This window comes from Bradyrhizobium ottawaense (assembly GCF_002278135.3).
Lineage (GTDB): Bacteria > Pseudomonadota > Alphaproteobacteria > Rhizobiales > Xanthobacteraceae > Bradyrhizobium > Bradyrhizobium ottawaense.
Genome location: NZ_CP029425.2, coordinates 1,930,666 through 1,946,365, shown reverse-complemented (window position 1 = coordinate 1,946,365; position 15,700 = coordinate 1,930,666). Strand labels below are relative to the sequence as shown.

15 protein-coding genes and 1 pseudogene are annotated in these 15,700 nt (G+C 63.1%); 8 read left to right on the top strand and 8 right to left on the bottom strand.

Going from position 1 to position 15,700, the window contains the following annotated elements:
- Positions 1 to 9 precede the first annotated feature (9 nt).
- Together CIT37_RS09275 and CIT37_RS09270 are read right to left on the bottom strand one after the other, a co-directional pair.
- Positions 10 to 390, bottom strand: coding sequence for a hypothetical protein (locus CIT37_RS09275; RefSeq protein ID WP_095426655.1), 381 nt, complete (start codon positions 388 to 390; stop codon positions 10 to 12).
- Between the two features lie 61 nt (positions 391 to 451).
- Positions 452 to 889 carry a hypothetical protein gene (locus CIT37_RS09270; protein WP_174719454.1) on the bottom strand — a complete coding sequence of 146 codons (438 nt, stop codon included), beginning with the start codon at positions 887 to 889 and terminating at the stop codon, positions 452 to 454.
- Between the two features lie 942 nt (positions 890 to 1,831).
- Here CIT37_RS09270 and CIT37_RS09265 point away from each other — a divergent pair.
- The 4 genes from CIT37_RS09265 (at position 1,832) to CIT37_RS09250 (ending at position 6,337) form a co-directional block, all read left to right on the top strand.
- The gene (locus tag CIT37_RS09265; protein WP_161966360.1) at positions 1,832 to 4,159 is read left to right on the top strand and encodes a phage/plasmid primase, P4 family; all 2,328 of its coding nucleotides are present in this window, start codon (positions 1,832 to 1,834) and stop codon (positions 4,157 to 4,159) included.
- A gap of 458 nt (positions 4,160 to 4,617) precedes the next feature.
- The gene (locus CIT37_RS09260; protein ID WP_154694127.1) at positions 4,618 to 4,788 is read left to right on the top strand and encodes a hypothetical protein; all 171 of its coding nucleotides are present in this window, start codon (positions 4,618 to 4,620) and stop codon (positions 4,786 to 4,788) included.
- Positions 4,789 to 4,918: 130 nt separating this feature from the next.
- Positions 4,919 to 5,452: a hypothetical protein gene (locus tag CIT37_RS09255; protein ID WP_095426658.1), complete on the top strand. Its 534-nt coding sequence runs from the start codon at positions 4,919 to 4,921 to the stop codon at positions 5,450 to 5,452.
- Between the two features lie 414 nt (positions 5,453 to 5,866).
- On the top strand, positions 5,867 to 6,337 hold the full coding sequence (locus tag CIT37_RS09250; protein WP_109866591.1) for a GNAT family N-acetyltransferase: 471 nt from the start codon (positions 5,867 to 5,869) through the stop codon (positions 6,335 to 6,337).
- Between the two features lie 6 nt (positions 6,338 to 6,343).
- On the opposite strand, the gene CIT37_RS09245 is transcribed toward CIT37_RS09250, so the two are convergent.
- Complete coding sequence (locus CIT37_RS09245; RefSeq protein WP_095426660.1) at positions 6,344 to 7,588, bottom strand: tyrosine-type recombinase/integrase; 1,245 nt, start codon at positions 7,586 to 7,588, stop codon at positions 6,344 to 6,346.
- 330 nt (positions 7,589 to 7,918) lie between these two features.
- Here CIT37_RS09245 and purE point away from each other — a divergent pair, with 330 nt between their 5' ends.
- Together purE and CIT37_RS09235 are read left to right on the top strand one after the other, a co-directional pair.
- The gene (gene purE, locus CIT37_RS09240; RefSeq protein ID WP_018317812.1) at positions 7,919 to 8,407 is read left to right on the top strand and encodes a 5-(carboxyamino)imidazole ribonucleotide mutase; all 489 of its coding nucleotides are present in this window, start codon (positions 7,919 to 7,921) and stop codon (positions 8,405 to 8,407) included.
- A complete protein-coding gene (locus CIT37_RS09235) occupies positions 8,404 to 9,510 on the top strand; it encodes a 5-(carboxyamino)imidazole ribonucleotide synthase (RefSeq protein ID WP_028140287.1) in 1,107 nt (368 codons plus the stop codon). The genes purE and CIT37_RS09235 overlap by 4 nt, the downstream gene beginning before the upstream one ends.
- Before the next feature lie 45 nt (positions 9,511 to 9,555).
- On the opposite strand, the gene aqpZ is transcribed toward CIT37_RS09235, so the two are convergent.
- A complete protein-coding gene (aqpZ, locus tag CIT37_RS09230) occupies positions 9,556 to 10,278 on the bottom strand; it encodes an aquaporin Z (protein ID WP_028140288.1) in 723 nt (240 codons plus the stop codon).
- Between the two features lie 261 nt (positions 10,279 to 10,539).
- Here aqpZ and rpsU point away from each other — a divergent pair, with 261 nt between their 5' ends.
- Both rpsU and CIT37_RS09220 read left to right on the top strand, forming a co-directional pair.
- Positions 10,540 to 10,839: a 30S ribosomal protein S21 gene (gene rpsU, locus CIT37_RS09225; protein WP_028140289.1), complete on the top strand. Its 300-nt coding sequence runs from the start codon at positions 10,540 to 10,542 to the stop codon at positions 10,837 to 10,839.
- 270 nt (positions 10,840 to 11,109) lie between these two features.
- Positions 11,110 to 11,760: a tetratricopeptide repeat protein gene (locus CIT37_RS09220; protein ID WP_095426661.1), complete on the top strand. Its 651-nt coding sequence runs from the start codon at positions 11,110 to 11,112 to the stop codon at positions 11,758 to 11,760.
- A gap of 16 nt (positions 11,761 to 11,776) precedes the next feature.
- On the opposite strand, the gene CIT37_RS09215 is transcribed toward CIT37_RS09220, so the two are convergent.
- The 4 genes and pseudogenes from CIT37_RS09215 to CIT37_RS09200 all read right to left on the bottom strand — a co-directional run bounded on the left by CIT37_RS09215 (position 11,777) and on the right by CIT37_RS09200 (position 15,602).
- Complete coding sequence (locus CIT37_RS09215; RefSeq protein WP_095426662.1) at positions 11,777 to 12,742, bottom strand: hypothetical protein; 966 nt, start codon at positions 12,740 to 12,742, stop codon at positions 11,777 to 11,779.
- A 92-nt stretch (positions 12,743 to 12,834) separates the two neighbouring features.
- Positions 12,835 to 13,119, bottom strand: coding sequence for a cupin domain-containing protein (locus tag CIT37_RS09210; protein WP_028140292.1), 285 nt, complete (start codon positions 13,117 to 13,119; stop codon positions 12,835 to 12,837).
- A gap of 254 nt (positions 13,120 to 13,373) precedes the next feature.
- Positions 13,374 to 14,852 (bottom strand): sodium:proton antiporter, encoded by a 1,479-nt coding sequence (locus CIT37_RS09205; protein WP_095426663.1) that lies wholly within the window; start codon positions 14,850 to 14,852, stop codon positions 13,374 to 13,376.
- A pseudogene (locus CIT37_RS09200) lies at positions 14,806 to 15,602 on the bottom strand (alpha/beta hydrolase). Before CIT37_RS09200 ends, CIT37_RS09205 begins: the two are co-directional and overlap by 47 nt.
- Between the last annotated feature and the right edge of the window lie 98 nt (positions 15,603 to 15,700).

The window sequence follows — 15,700 nt, the reverse complement described above, 5'->3', positions numbered from 1 at the left end:
GTTGCCTCCTCAGTGACGCCATGCGTCGACGAGCCGACGATCGCGCTCGGCCCGTGCCGCCACTCCATCGCCTGCCGGCGGAGTAGTTGGCTTACGCTCCAATGCCGCTAGCTCGGCGGCGAGAGCCGGACGCGGGGGCTGTGGCGCCGGAGTACGCCATGCGTCAGACAGTCTTGCCTTGCGAGCCTCGCGATCGGCGATCTTCCTGGCTCTATCGTCGTCGGGGAAAGGCATGCGTCCGGAGTCCATCATCGTGACGGCGGTCCGAAGCAGATAGCCGTCGCGAAGCAAGCCGCGCTCGTCGAGCGCCTCGTCTGCTTGCGCGAGCGTCCCGTCGCTAATTCGTAAATAGTGGTTCATGTTCTCTTCCTTGAGGGTGCGGCTGGGCAACGCCCCGCCATTACTCTAGAACAACATGCTACCTTTGGTAGAATGGGCCAAGCAATCGCAATTACTGCTCTATCGATTCGACGCCCGGCGCGCGTTCGTAAAACTCGCCTTCTTCGGGGGCATCTTCGTTTGCTGGGATAGGAGGCTCGTCCGGGGGCGGCGCGAGGGCGAGTAGAGTCGGAACGGGGAGCCCGCGACGCTGGAGCTCCGCGGCAGCCTCCTCTACCGTATACGTTGCGTTCTTCTCCGCGACGTCCACTTGCAGGGGCATCAAGCGACCGAGCAGACGTGCGAAGGTGGCTTTTTCCGTGGCCGCGAGCAATCGCAAGTATCCGGTTAGCCCGCCTGCTCCTTTGCCGTCGTGCCCGTGCCCCTCCGCCGCCAATAGGATGGCCTCTCGCAGCATACGCGTCGACTTGTTCGGCTGCCCCTTCGGCCTGCCCGCATTGGGCGACTTGACGTGGCCCTTCTTAAATGACGTGACGTTTGCTTTGCTCATGATGCCGCTCCAGAACGCGTAAGCTGGCACGCCGCGAATCGCGCGAGCAACAGAGTTTTCCGGGGGCGCCCCTTCGTCTTCCCCTCGTTTTTACGGCGCTGGCACCGCTTAGGGTCTAGCAGGGTCGTGCTGCAGTACCTTTTTATATCCTATTTATTCGGCATGGCGGCCAACCATTCGTATCCTTTGGGCTTACAGTTGGGCGACCCTTGTAGACCCTAGGCTGACCACCGCTTTCGGCGGCTTTCGGTAGCTTTCGCACGACGCGCCTGCCGTGTTCGTCGCGAGCCCCCGGAAAGCCACCGCCAGCGCCCCGTAAGGGTTGCAGGCCAGCGATTGCTGCCACCAGCCAACGTATGCCATACTAATCACGGTAGCGCGCTCCGCCTGCGGAGAGCTGCGCATAAGACCTCCGAGGCTTTGCCTTTCGGAACGAATCGAGTGACCGCCGAGCTCAGCCGCTCGCCCTCAATCCACTCGGATTCTCGTCTTGTGCGCGGCCCACGACCATCTTCCCCAGCCCTGCACTTGCGACGTCCGAGATAACCATCGGAGTCCGAACGTGAGTCGTGACAAGAAACTAGCGAGCGCATCATCGCTCGCGCTGCGAACGTCGACGGAAGAGACATCGTCCCAACGCATCCTGATGACGCCCGAACAGGTGTCGACGCTCTTACACTGCCATAAGCAGACCCTGTGGAAGTGGCTTCGAACCATCCCGAACTTCCCAAGACCCGTTCGCGTGTCGCCCCAGCGCATCGCGTTCTGGGAGCACGAGGTGCGAGACTACATCACCTCGCTCGAGCGCGTCGAGTACGACCCGAAGGTAGGGCGAGGCGCCAGGTCGGGACAACGCAGTGTCGCCTAGATCACTGCGCCCGAGCCTGTGTGCCGCAGGACCCGGGCGCTACTCAAACCACACGAGCATGAGTCTGCATGCCCATGAGCAAACGCAATACTACCAAGATCAAAGAACAACCACAAGACGAGCAAGTCACAGCGACACTCGCGAAGAGGATGATGTCCCTCTTCCCTTGCTCGACGCTCGCGCACGGTTCTTGGAAGCCGAGCAGCAGAATGCCGCCGGACGAACATGGAAAGGTTCGCGTCGAGTACGTCACTCACAGACGTCCCGTCACAGCGCACGACTGGGAGCAGCACCTGCGTGGTGAGCGCGCATTGGTCGTCGCACTAGAATGTGACGACGGCACGACCTCAGTAACTGCCCTCGACATCGACGAGGAGATCGAGATCGTCGAACTAAACAGCGCGGTAAGAGCGTCGCGTCTGCCATTCTTTGTCTATGCTTCCAAGAGCGTGGGACGCGCGCGCGTTCTCGCCTTTCACGAAGCTATCTCGATTGCGCAGTCCGAGCTTCTAGGTCGAGGCATCGCGGCTACGCTCGGATTGTCCGAGCTCACCATCGAATATTTCCCACCGTGCTCAAGGCGAAGCCCGGACAAGCTGCCCAAGCAACTCAACATGCCGTACCTCGGATCAGAGTACAGGGTTGTTCGACCCCGGGGCTTCGAGATGCCGCTCCAATCCTTCATATGGGAGGCTGAGCGACAGCGCCTCACGGGCGAACAGATCAAGACGCTCTCGGCTCGGGCAGGGACAGGACCCGCAAGAGGCAGGAGGACGACCGACACTAGCCGCGAGCAGGCACACGCGCGACGCATGCTCGATAGATACGTCGTCGAGCTGTCAAATTGCCCGGAGGGACACCGCAACAATACCCTGACAAAGCAGGCCTATCACATGGGCACCATGATAGGTGCTGGCTGGATTCACGAGCAAGAGGTGCTGGACGCGCTTGCGCCTGCGGTTGCGCATTGGACAGATCCCGACAAAACCGACGATACGCTGCGCCGGTCCATTGCGGATGGTCAGCAGAATCCACACGACGATCTGAAAAACTCGATCGGGGTAGTCGCACAGGACGATGCTGCCCTCGCATTCGTGTCGGAGAACGTCGACGACATACGCTACGATTGGAGCGAGGAGAGTTACTTCGTCTGGTCGGGCACCCACTGGCGTCGGGATGACACCGGGCTTGTCGCCCACATGATTCGCGATTTCTTGCGAGAGCGCACTAAGAACGAGAAGCCCAAGGTGCAGGCGCGCTTCGTGAACAAGACCTTTATAAGCGCGGTCGACTGGCTCTCGCGTCTCGACAGGAGAATCGTTGTATCTGGCGACTGCTGGGATGCCGACCCGATACTCCTCGGCACCCCCGGAGGCACCGTCGACTTGCGAACGGGCGAACTGCGCGAGCCGAAGCGCGAGGATCGCATATCGCGGATAACCGCTGCGATACCGGGGGCTGAGGAGGAGTGCCCGACCTGGAAGGAGTTTTTATCGCAGGTAACTCGCGGCAGTGTCGAACTGGTCGAGTACCTCCAGGTATGCGCAGGCTACACCCTCGTCGGCGAGAACCCCGAGCACAAACTGTTCTTTCTCTGCGGCGGCGGTGGGAACGGAAAGGGCGTGTTCGTCGGCACCTTGGCCGCCGCGCTGGGCGAACTGCACTTCTCGGCGCCCCCGGGAATGTTCATCGAGTCGAAGTTTTCTAAGTCAACGAACGACCTCGCCTCCGCGCGGCACGCACGAATGCTCTCCTACGACGAGAACGCGTCAGACAGGTATTGGAACGAGGAGGAGATAAAGAAGATTACGGGTGGCGGAACGATCACTGCCCGCGAGGTGTATCAGAAGAATCAGACATTTCGGATCAAGTTCACCCCATGGTTCTCAGGCAACGGGGAGCCGCGGTTGCGCAGCACCGATAGTGCCATGCGGAGACGCCTAGAGATCGTGCCGTGGCAAATGCGCGTCACGGACGATCCGAACGAGGTGAGCGAGGCGGCCTACATATTTCTCAGGGACAGCAAGTTGGGAGAACGCCTTCGCTCTGAGCTGCCGGGCATTCTCCGGTGGGCGATCAACGGTGCGGTCAAGTATAACCTCACGGGTCTGCGAGCGCCTGAAGTAGTTCAGGGCCGGACGGATGATCTGTTCGCTGAGGCAGACACGCTTGGCTACGTGATGGCCACGGAGTTCATGACGACGGGAAGTGATGGCGATCGCGTCAGTCCGAGAGAGATTTACGAGCAGTACGCCCAAGCCTGCGCTGCACGAGGTGAGCAGCCTCTGCTGCAGCGAGCAATAACATCGAGGCTGAAGCAGCATCACGCGACGATCAAGTCTATGGGCTCCGAAGTCTTTACGAAGCTGAGAAGGAGGCGCAGAGACGAAAGGCCCATCTAATTTCCCGCCACCCTGCCCCCGGGCGGGTGGCGGCGCAGACGCGGACCAAGCTTTTTGGCCTCCGCGTCACCGCCCAGCCCCGGCCGGGGCTACCAGCCCGGGGCTACGGTCGGGAGCAGGGGTAGCATCCTCTGTTTGTACAACCAAAGAGCTACTAAGGCGGCGGGCCGTCCGATTGGCCTTCGCCGGCACCCCTTAAATTTGGCCCAGGAGGTCGCGCTGGATGGGCTTGCCGGGGTTGCCCGCTGTACGGCTACCGCCCCGCCCAACGGGCCTCCAGCGAGTCGCCCAGCGCTCGACCAAACCACGTCCATATGCTATTTTACCCGGGTAAAAATTTGGTGGCAGTGCCGCACCCAACGTTGTGCTTACCTCAAGTCAACTATAGCAGTTTTAACAACTCTAGAGGGAATATATTCCTAGTCTCGCCCGGGCATGCCGCCCGGCGCGGAGGCATCATGACCAAGAAGCTGGGCAGCGCCGAACGGGCGCGGGAGTTGGCAAGGCTGCTGGAGAAATTGCGGCGGGCGCACGATGCGCAAGACTACCCCAACATCAAGAGGATAAGGCGTGCGATCGACGCTGCGATCACTCGCGGCCGGAGGGGCAGCACCCGTCCCATGTCCTGAGCGCGATGGGTCAGCGACTCTTACCATTCTGTTAATCTTCAGGGAGTTCTGCTTTTCGTTCTCGTTCTGGCCTTGACGGATCAGAACTCAGGTCTTATCTCCGAGAACATTAGAACGGAGATTCTCACCCGTGGCCGACGACAAGATGATCGAATTCGCAGAAGCCGAGGTAGCCCGGCTTCGTGCAGAGCTCGAAAAGACGCCAGCGTACAAGCGGCTCAAGGCCGCCGAGGCGTTGATCTCTGCGTATCGCGGCAACCCTGAGGTTCAGGTCGCTCAGACGGCAGCGCCGGCGAAGCCAACCGAACCAGCTCTCACTGCACAGACCAAAGACGCGGTCGAACAAGCGATCGAGCCGATAGTGACTGCGCATCGCACCAAGACTGCGCAGGTCGAGGCCGCCGCCGCGGAATATCTCACTCAGAGGGGTCGACGGGCAACGTCGGGCGAGTTGCTCCCGTACGTCCAGTCGAAGGGCATCCACGTCCCTGGCAAGATGCCGAGCAAGACCATCTCCAGCTATCTCTCCACCTCGAAGAAGTTCGACAACGTCCCGGGCTTCGGGGGGTACGGCCTCGTCGAGTGGAACGGTCGCAGGACAGCTCCTCAGGCCCAGGGCAATAGCGACGAGGCGTCCCCGGCGTCGAACGGATTGTTCAATTGAGGGCGATGGCCCAAAACGAATCGAACCCCGGTGATGGCGTCACCGAGGTTCGTATCTGGCGGTTGGTGACCGCTAACCCGCCCCTCTTTCCCGAGGGCAACTAGGAAGGCAGGTGATGTTAAGTGCGGAAAGCCCGCGCGTTATTAGTGTGAGTTGAAGGCCCGGCTTTGGGAGTAACCGCCCCAGAGTTCGGGCCTTCAGCCTTTCTACATATTGTAGCTCTTTGCTGCTCTGTCAACAGCCCCGGCGGGAAAATCGCAGCGATTCCATAAAGTTAAGTGCGGCAGAGGTTCCGGGGGCGCCAGACTCGAAGCATGAACAATTGCAACGGCTTATCGTTCAAGAAGAACCTAGACCTACCGCTGCTTAGTTGCACTTGGCAGGCTTCCAGTGACGGAGACTTACGTGACCAGAATGACTGATCCGACCGACTCCCTCGTGTCATTCCAGCAGGCCCTTCTCGACGGAGAGTTAGATCTCCAGCGTGGAGCGCTCGATCGTGATCTTTTTGTCCATCAAGACCGCCCTCAGGGCGAAGTCAGGCTGACATACGCGCGACTTGAGGGAAAGAAGGTGACCGCGCTCGTGATCGCAGTCATGTCTGATCCGATCGAAGGTCTCCCGTGCTTTCAACTAGGTGTCGCCGTGCCCGAATCACACCGCAGGATGGGGCTCGCCAAAAGTGCGGTGGAGGCGGCGATCGCGGAGATGAAGAATGGACTCGGAAGAAACCGAATCCCGACGTTCTACGTGGAGGCCATTGTCGGTGCCCACAACGAACCTTCCCAGCATGTTGCGGCGGCGGTGATCTCCTCTGCGCCCACGAAGGTGACCGACGAGGTTTCGGGAATGCCAGCACTCCACTACGCCCGAAAGATTGGTTAGGCGTGGCTATCCCCGAATGCGGACCACCTTCGGCTGCATGATGCCACGCAGGTAGTCGCACCACCTGCCGAATGCCTCGCGGCGCTCCTCAAGATAATCGTGGTGATTGTAGACGCCGGCGATACCGGGAATGGCGTGGGCGATCATGCGTTCGCTGACGACCTCGTCGACCTTGAGCTTCGGCAGTCGCGTCCTCATCGTGTGGCGCAGATCGTGGATCACCCAGGGCTCCATCGGCTTGCTCCTCCCCCGGGCAACGATGTCGTCCAGCGCGCGCTTCGCTCTGCCGAAGCTGTTGACCGGTCCCGCGCCGCTGGTCGCCGTGAACAGCCAGTCGCCCGCATCGAACCGGGGAAGTGATTTGAGCAGGGAGATCATGTCCTCCGTCAGCGGCACGTCGTGCGGCTTCGGATTCTTCGTGGTCTTCTTCATGCGCTCGGCCGGTATCGTCCAGAGCCTGCGGGAGATGTCGAACTCCTGCCAGCACGCGCCCGCGACCTCCGATCTTCGCTGGCCCGTCATGATGAGCATGCGAAACATGGGGCCGTAAGGATACTCGGCCTCCTCTGCTGCCTGCCACACCTCGCGCAGCTCCTCGTCGGAGAGCGGCCGCTCTCGCTTCTTCGCGCGCTCACCGATCAGCTTCGACGCCCGCAGCTTCTCGACGGGCGAAATCTCGATGCCATAGGCGTGCTGATGGACGGCCCAGTCGAACAGACGCCGAGCATAGCCGAGCAGGTTATGCGCCTGCGGCGCGTGGCCCTCGTCCCTCTTCGCGCCGATGGCGGCCGCGACGTCCTCCTTGGTGATGCTGGTGACGGGCCGCTTGCCCCATCTCGCCACGAACTCTCGCCTCACGTCGTTAGCCACCTCAGTGCCCTTGCGCTGCGACGCGATATTGGCGATCCACGCCTCGGCCACCACCTCGAATGTGGTCTGCCTCTCGCGCTGTCTCTTGATCTCCTCTGCTCTCTGCTGCTCGCGCGGGTCGATGCCCAATTCGACCTGCTCCAGCCAGCGCCGGGCAATTTCGCGCGCTTTCGCCAGGGAGATTCTGCTGGCATCGCCGATCTCGCGCCGGGACGGGGCGCGGCTGCCCGGCCATCGAAGGTAGAGTACGTATGTCTTGTGTCCGCGTTCGGTAATTCGAACGCCAAAGTTGGGCACGCGCATATCCCAGTACTCGACGCGCTTGCCTGCCGGAGCGGGCCGCAGCCCGCGAATAAATCGATCGGAAAAGTTACGCCTCATCGCATCCTCGCAGCGAACCCGACGACAGGACCCGGTAGAGGTCAAGCTTGGGCTACAACCGGGCTACGGGACGGTCGCTGCAGGTGGCTTCCGGGGGGTAGCCCGTGCTGCCGAATGCTGTCGTTCCCGCGAAGGCGGAACAAGGTAAATTGTTCGTTATACTGCTCGCGGCTTTTGGTGGGTAAACCGAGCAAGGCTGCTCAATGAAGGCTTGCGGGGATTCACCAAGACAGGATAGTGGATTCCCTTCTCCTTGCCACCGCCTTGCGAGCCGCCGGCCGGAACCGTTAATCTGGCCTATCTTTCTGTTTTTCGGGCACAATTAACGTCATGACCGCGCCGATCGCCATCATCATGGGAAGCCAGTCGGACTGGGACACGATGCGGCATGCCGCCGACACGCTTGCCGCGCTCGGCGTCGCCGCCGACACCCGCATCGTCTCGGCCCACCGCACCCCCGACCGTCTCTTCGCTTTCGCCAAGGGCGCCAAGGCCGCGGGTTACAAGGTCATCATCGCCGGCGCCGGTGGCGCTGCGCACCTGCCCGGTATGGCGGCGGCGCTGACCGAACTCCCGGTGTTCGGCGTTCCCGTCGAATCCAAGACGCTCAAGGGCCTCGATTCGCTCTATTCGATCGTCCAGATGCCCGCCGGCATCCCGGTCGGCACCCTCGCCATCGGCAAGGCCGGGGCAACCAACGCCGCACTGCTGGCAGCGGCCGTCCTGGCGTTGTCCGACCCGGCCTTGTCCGATCGCCTCGCAGCCTGGCGCAAGGCGCAGACCGAGGCGGTCGCCGAGCGCCCGGAGGACAAGGCGTGACCGACACCAGGCAGGTGAAGCTGAAGCCCGGTGACACCATCGGAATCCTCGGCGGCGGACAATTGGGCCGGATGCTGGCCATGGCTGCGGCGCGGCTCGGCCTGCGCTGCCAGGTGTTCTCGCCCGATCCGGACTCGCCGGCTTTCGACGTCGTATTGAACGCGACCTGCGCCGAATATGCCGACGTCGAAGCGCTCGAACTGTTCGCCAACGACGTCGACGTCATCACCTACGAATTCGAGAACGTGCCATCGGCCGCCGCGATGGTGCTGGACGCGCGCCGACCCGTGCTGCCCAACCGCAAGATCCTCGAGACCACCCAGGACCGGCTCGCCGAAAAAGATTTCGTGACGCGGCTCGGCATCGGCACTGCGGCCTATGCCGACGTCACCTCGGTGTCCTCGCTGCGCGAGGCGATCGCCAGGATCGGCCTTCCGGCCGTGCTCAAGACCCGCCGCTTCGGTTATGACGGCAAGGGCCAGGCCATCATCCGCGAGGGCGACGATATCGCCAAGGTGTGGACCAGCCTCGCGACCAAATCCGCGATCCTGGAAGCCTTCGTGCCATACGAGCGCGAGATCTCCGTGATCGCCGCACGCTCGGTCACAGGCCAGGTCGAGTGTTTCGACGTCACCGAGAACGAGCACCGCGACCACATCCTGAAGATATCGCGCGCGCCCGCGCCGATCCCGGCTGCGCTCGCCGACGAAGCACGCAGCATCGCCGGCAAGATCGCAAGCGCGCTCGACTATGTCGGCGTGCTCGCTGTCGAGATGTTCGTGCTCGCCAATGGCACAGGCCCGAAGGTGCTGGTCAATGAGATCGCCCCGCGCGTGCACAATTCCGGGCACTGGACGCTCGACGGCGCGTCGGTCTCGCAGTTCGAGCAGCACATCCGCGCCATCGCCGGCTGGCCGCTCGGCAAGCCCGTGCGTCACGGCGAAGTCGTCACCATGACCAATCTGATCGGCGACGAGATCAACGATTACGAAAAGTGGCTGAGCGTGCCCGGCGCGACCGTGCACATCTACGGCAAGGGTGCGCCGCGTCCCGGCCGAAAGATGGGCCACGTCACCGAAGTCAGGCCGACGAAAGGCAAGTAGCGGGACCGCAGCAATCGCTGCGATCCCGCTTCGCTCGAAAACGCTTTAGGCCGTCTTCGCGCCTGCGACGACGCCCGTGGGCTCCTCGCTGAGCCAGCGATAGATCACCCCGCCCAGCGCACCGCCGATCAGCGGTGCGACCCAGAACAGCCAGAGCTGCGCGATCGCCCAGCCGCCGACGAACAGCGCAGGACCCGTGCTGCGCGCCGGGTTCACCGAGGTGTTGGTGACGGGGATGCTGACGAGATGGATCATCACCAGCGCGAGCCCGATCGCGAGCGGCGCGAAGCCGGCGGGCGCGCGGCCATGGGTCGCGCCCATGATGATGAACAGGAACATCATGGTCATCACCACCTCGGTGAGGAAGCACACGATCATGCTGTACTGGCCGGGCGAATGCGCATCATAGCCGTTGGATGCGAAGCCCTTGCTGACATCGAATCCGGGAGCTCCGCTCGCGATGACGTAGAGGAGCCAGGCGGCCACGATCGCGCCGGCCACCTGCGCGATCACATAGGGCAGGATCTGGCCGGCCGGAAAACGCCCGCCGGCGGCAAGACCGACCGTGACGGCCGGGTTGAGATGGCAGCCGGAGATATGGCCGATCGCATAGGCCATGGTGACCACGCTCAGTCCGAATGCGAGGGAGACACCGACCAGACCGATTCCGACCTGCGGGAAGCCGGCAGCGATCACCGCGCTTCCGCAGCCTGCGAATGTGAGCCAGAAGGTGCCGATGGCTTCAGCGGCGTATTTCTTGATATCCATGTGTCGTCCCCTGCTTTCAAAGATTCCGGAACAAGCTCCGGAAACGGCCCCATCCCTGGCGTCGAATCGCCCAAATCAGGGCCGCACAGAGGTATTTTCGCCTCATTTAATGGCTGAACTTGGCCCGAAAGCCCGCTTGTCCGGTGGACATCCCGGGATTTGTCTGATACATCCGCGCCCTCAAGGTTAAGGGCTTGCGCGTTTTCGCCATCCCCTTCGTCTTACCAGAATTCAAATCCGATCCACTGAAGAGGATGCCGCGTGCAGGTTCTCGTTCGCGATAACAATGTCGACCAAGCCCTCAAGGCGCTGAAGAAGAAGATGCAGCGCGAGGGAATTTTCCGCGAGATGAAGCTCCGCGGTCATTACGAGAAGCCCTCCGAGAAGAAGGCCCGCGAAAAGGCCGAAGCTGTGCGCCGTGCGCGCAAGCTGGCCCGCAAGAAGCTGCAGCGCGAAGGCCTGCTGCCGATGAAGCCGAAGCCGGTGTTCGGCGCCGGTCCCGGCGGTGATCGCGGCGGTCGTGGCCCGGGTGCAGGTGCTGGTCCGCGCGGACCGCGCTGATTTACCGAATTTTGCAGGATTTCAGTTTCGATGACGCGGGCCTCTGGCCCGCGTTATTGTTTGTGCGCGGGGCCTTTTCCGGGTCGGCACCACGGATGCGGCACGCAAGCGCGATGAGATTTGGATTGAACGTCGTCGCGCTTTAGTTTGTTGTTTGAGCAATCTCTACGCAAACGCATTGCGCGTTTGTCGCGAGGAAAAACCGCTGCATACTTTTCGCCAACGCGGCCCTTCGGGTCCGGATCATGCTCTAGCGCGAGCGAACCGTAGATGGCCTCCCCCCTCCCCCAGCACGGCTTGACGTGGCTATGCCGGATCTGGCAGCCGCCGTTCGCGCTGGCGCTCATGGGGATTGCGTTGTGCGGCTGCTCGTTCGATCTGGGATCGCTGATGCCGGAGAAGGACAAGCCGCAGGAGGCGCCCAAGGCCGCCGCGCCCGCCGAGAGCGCGGTGAGCGCCGCCAACGTCACCGAGGCTCAGGCCCACACCGCAAAAGCCCAATCCCTGGCCAAGTCAGGCGAGGTCGCGGCGGCGCTCGACGAGTTCAATCGCGCGGTCGGGCTCGATCCCTACAATGCGCAGGCGCTGTATGGCCGTGCCCTGATCTACCAGAGCAACAATCAGCACGACTTCGCGATCGCAGATTTCAGCGCTGCGAGCGGGCTCAATCCCCAGAAGGTCGAGCCGCTGCTCGGCCGCGCCACCAGCTATCTCGCGCTCGGCAAGGTCAAGGAGGCCACGGCCGATCTGGATGAGGCCTCAGAGGCCGATCCGCACAACGCGCAGGTCTGGACCGCGCGGGGACAGGCCTATGAGCGGCTGGGCGACAGGGCCAAGGCGGCGGCGTCCTACACCAGGGCTGTATCGCTTCGTCCACGCGACGACGCCGCGCGCAGCGGCCTGGCCCGCGTCGGCGGCTGACGGTTCTGGCACCGTCTCAATCGGGGGTGGCGCTCTTCGGCAGAACCGAGTGGAACATCGACTTCATGCCCGACAGCATCTCGTCGGCGACATTGGTCTTCTTGGGCCGCGGCATGGAGCCGCCGGCGTCGGCGCGCAGATCGAGCGGTGGCGCGATCACCGGCACGGGAATGTCGGCCGGCGGCGTCATCCGATTCGGATCATCGCTGCCGACCGAGGCCGTATAGGACGGATTGGCCGGCGAGGAGCCATCCTTGCCATAGGCCTCTGGTGAGGGCGTCGATACCGTGATCGGCGGCGGCAGCGGACGGACCGTAGCCGGCTCCATGCTGATGACCCGCGGGGCCTCCGGCGTGCGAGCGGCTTCCCGCACGGCAGGCTCGGTCGGCTTCTCGGCTGACCTGGTCTCGGACGGCCTAACCTCGGCAGGCTTGGTCTCGGCGGACTTGCCCTCAGACGACTTGCCCTCAGGAGACTTGCCCTCAGGAGATTTGCGCAGACGCTCGATCGCGGCACGCACGAGGTCGTTGGCGTCGGGGGCCGGAGCCGCGGCAGCCGGCGCCGAATTGGCCTCAACCACCGGAGCGGCGGGAGCGGGCGTGCTGGCGGCCGGGGTAGACGTCGGGGTAGACTTGGCGACCGCCTTCTCGCGCGCCGACGGCTTGCCACGCGGGCTGGCCTCGGCCGGAGCCACATCAACAGCCTTGTGCTCGGCAGTCGGCTGATCGGCAGCCTTTTCAGCCGCCGGCTTGTCCGTCACGCTCTTCTCGGGGATGCCTTTGGCCTTGACGCCGGGCGCCGGGAGATTGGCCACATCGGCGGGCTTGCCGTTCTTGCCGGCCTCGGCAGGGGCCACGACGGCCGCAGGGGCGTCAGCCGCCGGCTTGGCGTTGATGTAGTGGTTAACGATGTACGCCCCGATGATCGTCGCGAGCACCGAGGGGAAAATATCCATCGAAATTTTAGCGAGGTATTTCAGCATTCCGGCCACTCCCCGCGCGATCTGATGCGGGAACTTTGGGGCATTGTAAGGGATCAACTGCGACGGATCGATGGCAAGTTGTAAGGCCGGACCTACGGCTTCAGCTCGATCTCAAGGAACACGATCTCGGTTGAGGTTTCGTTAAGTACGTCATGTTGGACGCCCGCCTTGCGGAAATAGGATTTCCCGGCCGCCAGCTGCGCCTTGGACCGCTCGCCGCCCGGCGCCACGATGGTCATTTCGCCCGCGACGACGGGAACAATCACATAGTCCATGCCGTGGGTGTGATGCCCCGTGGCGCTGCCCGGACCGAGCCGCCATTCCGTCACCCGGACCTCCTCGTTGTCGACCTGAACCTCGGATCTGGCGGCAAGCATTGGGACCTCTCCTGGGACGCGATCCCGGCCCCCGAAGGGCCGCGTGAGCGCAAAGTGGGTTCAGGGCAACGAAACCATGAATACGTAGACGCCAAATACCATCACATGGACCAGCCCGAACAGGACGTTTGTCCTGCCCGTGCCGAAGGTCGGCATGCTCAGGACGAAGGTCGGGAGCAAGACCACGCTGCCCCCCGGGCGTCGAGGCCGAGCTCGAGCTCCTTGTCGAGCGGCGAGCAAATCGGCCGGCGGATTCAATGCCAGCGCAGGATCGGCGCGACCGGCAGCAGCGTCAGCAGCATGAACAGCGGGATCAGCACCGCGCCGGCGCGCACGAGATAGCCAAAGAAGCTCGGCATCTTGATCCCGTTCTCGCTGGCAATGCTGCTGACCATGAAGTTCGGCGCGTTGCCGATATAGGTGAGCGCTCCCATGTAGACGGCGCCCATCGAGATCGACGCGAGCGTGCCCGACAGCTGATGCATCAGCATTTGCGGATCGCCGCCGGCAAGCTGGAAGAACAAGAGATAGGTCGGCGCATTGTCGAGAAACGCCGACATCAGGCCGGTGAACCAGAAATAGGCGACCTCGCGCGGCGTGCCGTCCGGTGCCGTCACGGCCGACAACAGCCAGGCAAAGGCGCCGTGATGGCCGGCATTGAGCATGGCAATGACCGGGATGATGGCGACAAAAATGCCCGCGAACAGTTTTGCGACCTCGCGGATCGGCTCCCAGGTGAAGCCGTTGGCCAGCCTGTGCTCGTCCGGCGTCAGCCACACCGACAGCGCTGCAATGGAAAGCAGCGCCAAATTGCGCGCGATGTCTTCCAGCTCCAGCTTCGTTCCGAGAATGTCGAAGGCGATAGCGGGCTTCCACATCGCCGAGGCCAGCAGGCTCGCGACGATGGCTGCGATCAGCACGAGGTTGACCAGACCGCGGATGCGGACCGGATCCGCAGGACCGGCGTCGCTGAGCTCAGGCTCGCTGCGGAAGCGCCAGGAATCGATGGCGATGAAGATCGCGAGCAGCAATCCGGCGACGATTGCGGTCTGCAACCAGATGCTCCGCGTGGTCCAGAAGAAGTCGACGCCGTGCAGGAAACCGACGAACAGCGGGGGATCGCCGAGCGGGCTCAGCGCGCCGCCGACATTGGCGACCAGGATGATGAAGAAGATGATGACATGGGCGTTGTGGCGCCGCGGCCGGTTGGCGCGGATCAGCGGACGGACCAGGATCATCGCGGCCCCCGTGGTGCCGACGATGCTTGCCATCAGGGTGCCGAGCGCGAGGATGCCGGCATTCGTCGCCGGCGTGGCCTTGATGTCGCCCGTGACGAGAATGCCACCGGCCACGACATAGAGCGCGAACAGCAGCACGATGAAGCCGAGATATTCAGCGAGCATGGCATGGACGAACGCCGCCAGCGTCGCCATGCTCCCGGCAAAAATGACGAGCGAGGCCAGCGCCAGCAGCGACCAGGCAGCAGCGATCTTGCCGTAATGATGGTGCCAGACTTTTGCAAACAGCAGCGGTCCGAGCGCGATCGACAGCAACAGGCCGGCAAAGGGAAGCGCATAGGGCCAGCGCATCGCCGCACCATCGAGGCCGCTTGCGGCCCAGGCCTGCTGCGGCAACAAGGCGAGGATGGCGGCGAGGGATACGCCCCACAGCCGGGAGACGAGCCGTTCAGGATCCAATGAAGCGCCTTGCCGTTTCGATCGCACCGAACGCATCGAGATTGTCGTGTCCGCCGCCCGCAAAGCGAACGAACTGCTTCGGTTCATGCGCGAGCGCGAACAGACGCTCTCCGAACACGATCGAAATGACAAGGTCATTGGTGCCATGCATCACCAGGAGCGGCACCGTGACGCGCGCGATCCGCTCGTCGGAAGGGAACGGATCGCGCATCAAGAGGCGCACCGGCACGAACCAGAATGACGAAGATGCAATGTCGGCCGTCGAGGTATAGGGGGCCTCCAGGACGAGCTTTCCAACACGCTGTTCCGAGGTGAGCGCAACCGCCACGCCGGTCCCGAGCGAGAAGCCCCAGGCGACGATTCGTTCCGCCGTGTAGCGGGCGGTGGTGAAGGCATAGGCGGCAGCGGCATCGCGCAGCAGACCCTCCTCACTCGGCGCGCCGCTCGAGCCGGCATAGCCGCGGTAGGACAGCGCGACCAAGCCGGTGCCATCAGCCGTCATGGCCTTGAAGCGGCTGACACGGCCGGCGAGAAAATCGCCATTGCCCGGAAAATACAGGATCACGGGACGACCCGGCCTCGCCGGCACATGCCAGACGATGATCTTCTCGCCATCCGAGGTGGCCAGGACATGCTCCTCCGCCTCGGACAATTTGCAGCCTCAGGCGGGGTCCGCTTGGCGGTCGGTATCGGAAACAGCATCTCGCGCTGCCGGGCATAGAGCACGACGAGCCCGGCGAGATAGACGGTCGCGAGCAGGATGACGGTCCATTTGGCGATGGTGATCATTGCGCGGCCGGCCCCCGGTTCAGGCTCAGGGCTTGCGACTGCTCCGCAGCAATTTCATGACGTCGGGCCGGAGGCTCGCCGGTACGTCCCGGCAG

What these genes read in the sequence shown, in the direction of transcription:
- CIT37_RS09270 (WP_174719454.1), bottom strand. Translation starts at nt 889, where the DNA reads ATGAGCAAAGCAAACGTCACGTCATTTAAGAAGGGCCACGTCAAGTCG.
- CIT37_RS09265 (WP_161966360.1), top strand. Translation starts at nt 1,832, where the DNA reads ATGAGCAAACGCAATACTACCAAGATCAAAGAACAACCACAAGACGAG.
- CIT37_RS09260 (WP_154694127.1), top strand. Translation starts at nt 4,618, where the DNA reads ATGACCAAGAAGCTGGGCAGCGCCGAACGGGCGCGGGAGTTGGCAAGG.
- CIT37_RS09250 (WP_109866591.1), top strand. Translation starts at nt 5,867, where the DNA reads ATGACTGATCCGACCGACTCCCTCGTGTCATTCCAGCAGGCCCTTCTC.
- CIT37_RS09245 (WP_095426660.1), bottom strand. Translation starts at nt 7,588, where the DNA reads ATGAGGCGTAACTTTTCCGATCGATTTATTCGCGGGCTGCGGCCCGCT.
- purE (WP_018317812.1), top strand. Translation starts at nt 7,919, where the DNA reads ATGACCGCGCCGATCGCCATCATCATGGGAAGCCAGTCGGACTGGGAC.
- aqpZ (WP_028140288.1), bottom strand. Translation starts at nt 10,278, where the DNA reads ATGGATATCAAGAAATACGCCGCTGAAGCCATCGGCACCTTCTGGCTC.
- CIT37_RS09220 (WP_095426661.1), top strand. Translation starts at nt 11,110, where the DNA reads ATGGCCTCCCCCCTCCCCCAGCACGGCTTGACGTGGCTATGCCGGATC.
- CIT37_RS09215 (WP_095426662.1), bottom strand. Translation starts at nt 12,742, where the DNA reads ATGCTGAAATACCTCGCTAAAATTTCGATGGATATTTTCCCCTCGGTG.
- CIT37_RS09210 (WP_028140292.1), bottom strand. Translation starts at nt 13,119, where the DNA reads ATGCTTGCCGCCAGATCCGAGGTTCAGGTCGACAACGAGGAGGTCCGG.
- CIT37_RS09205 (WP_095426663.1), bottom strand. Translation starts at nt 14,852, where the DNA reads ATGCGTTCGGTGCGATCGAAACGGCAAGGCGCTTCATTGGATCCTGAA.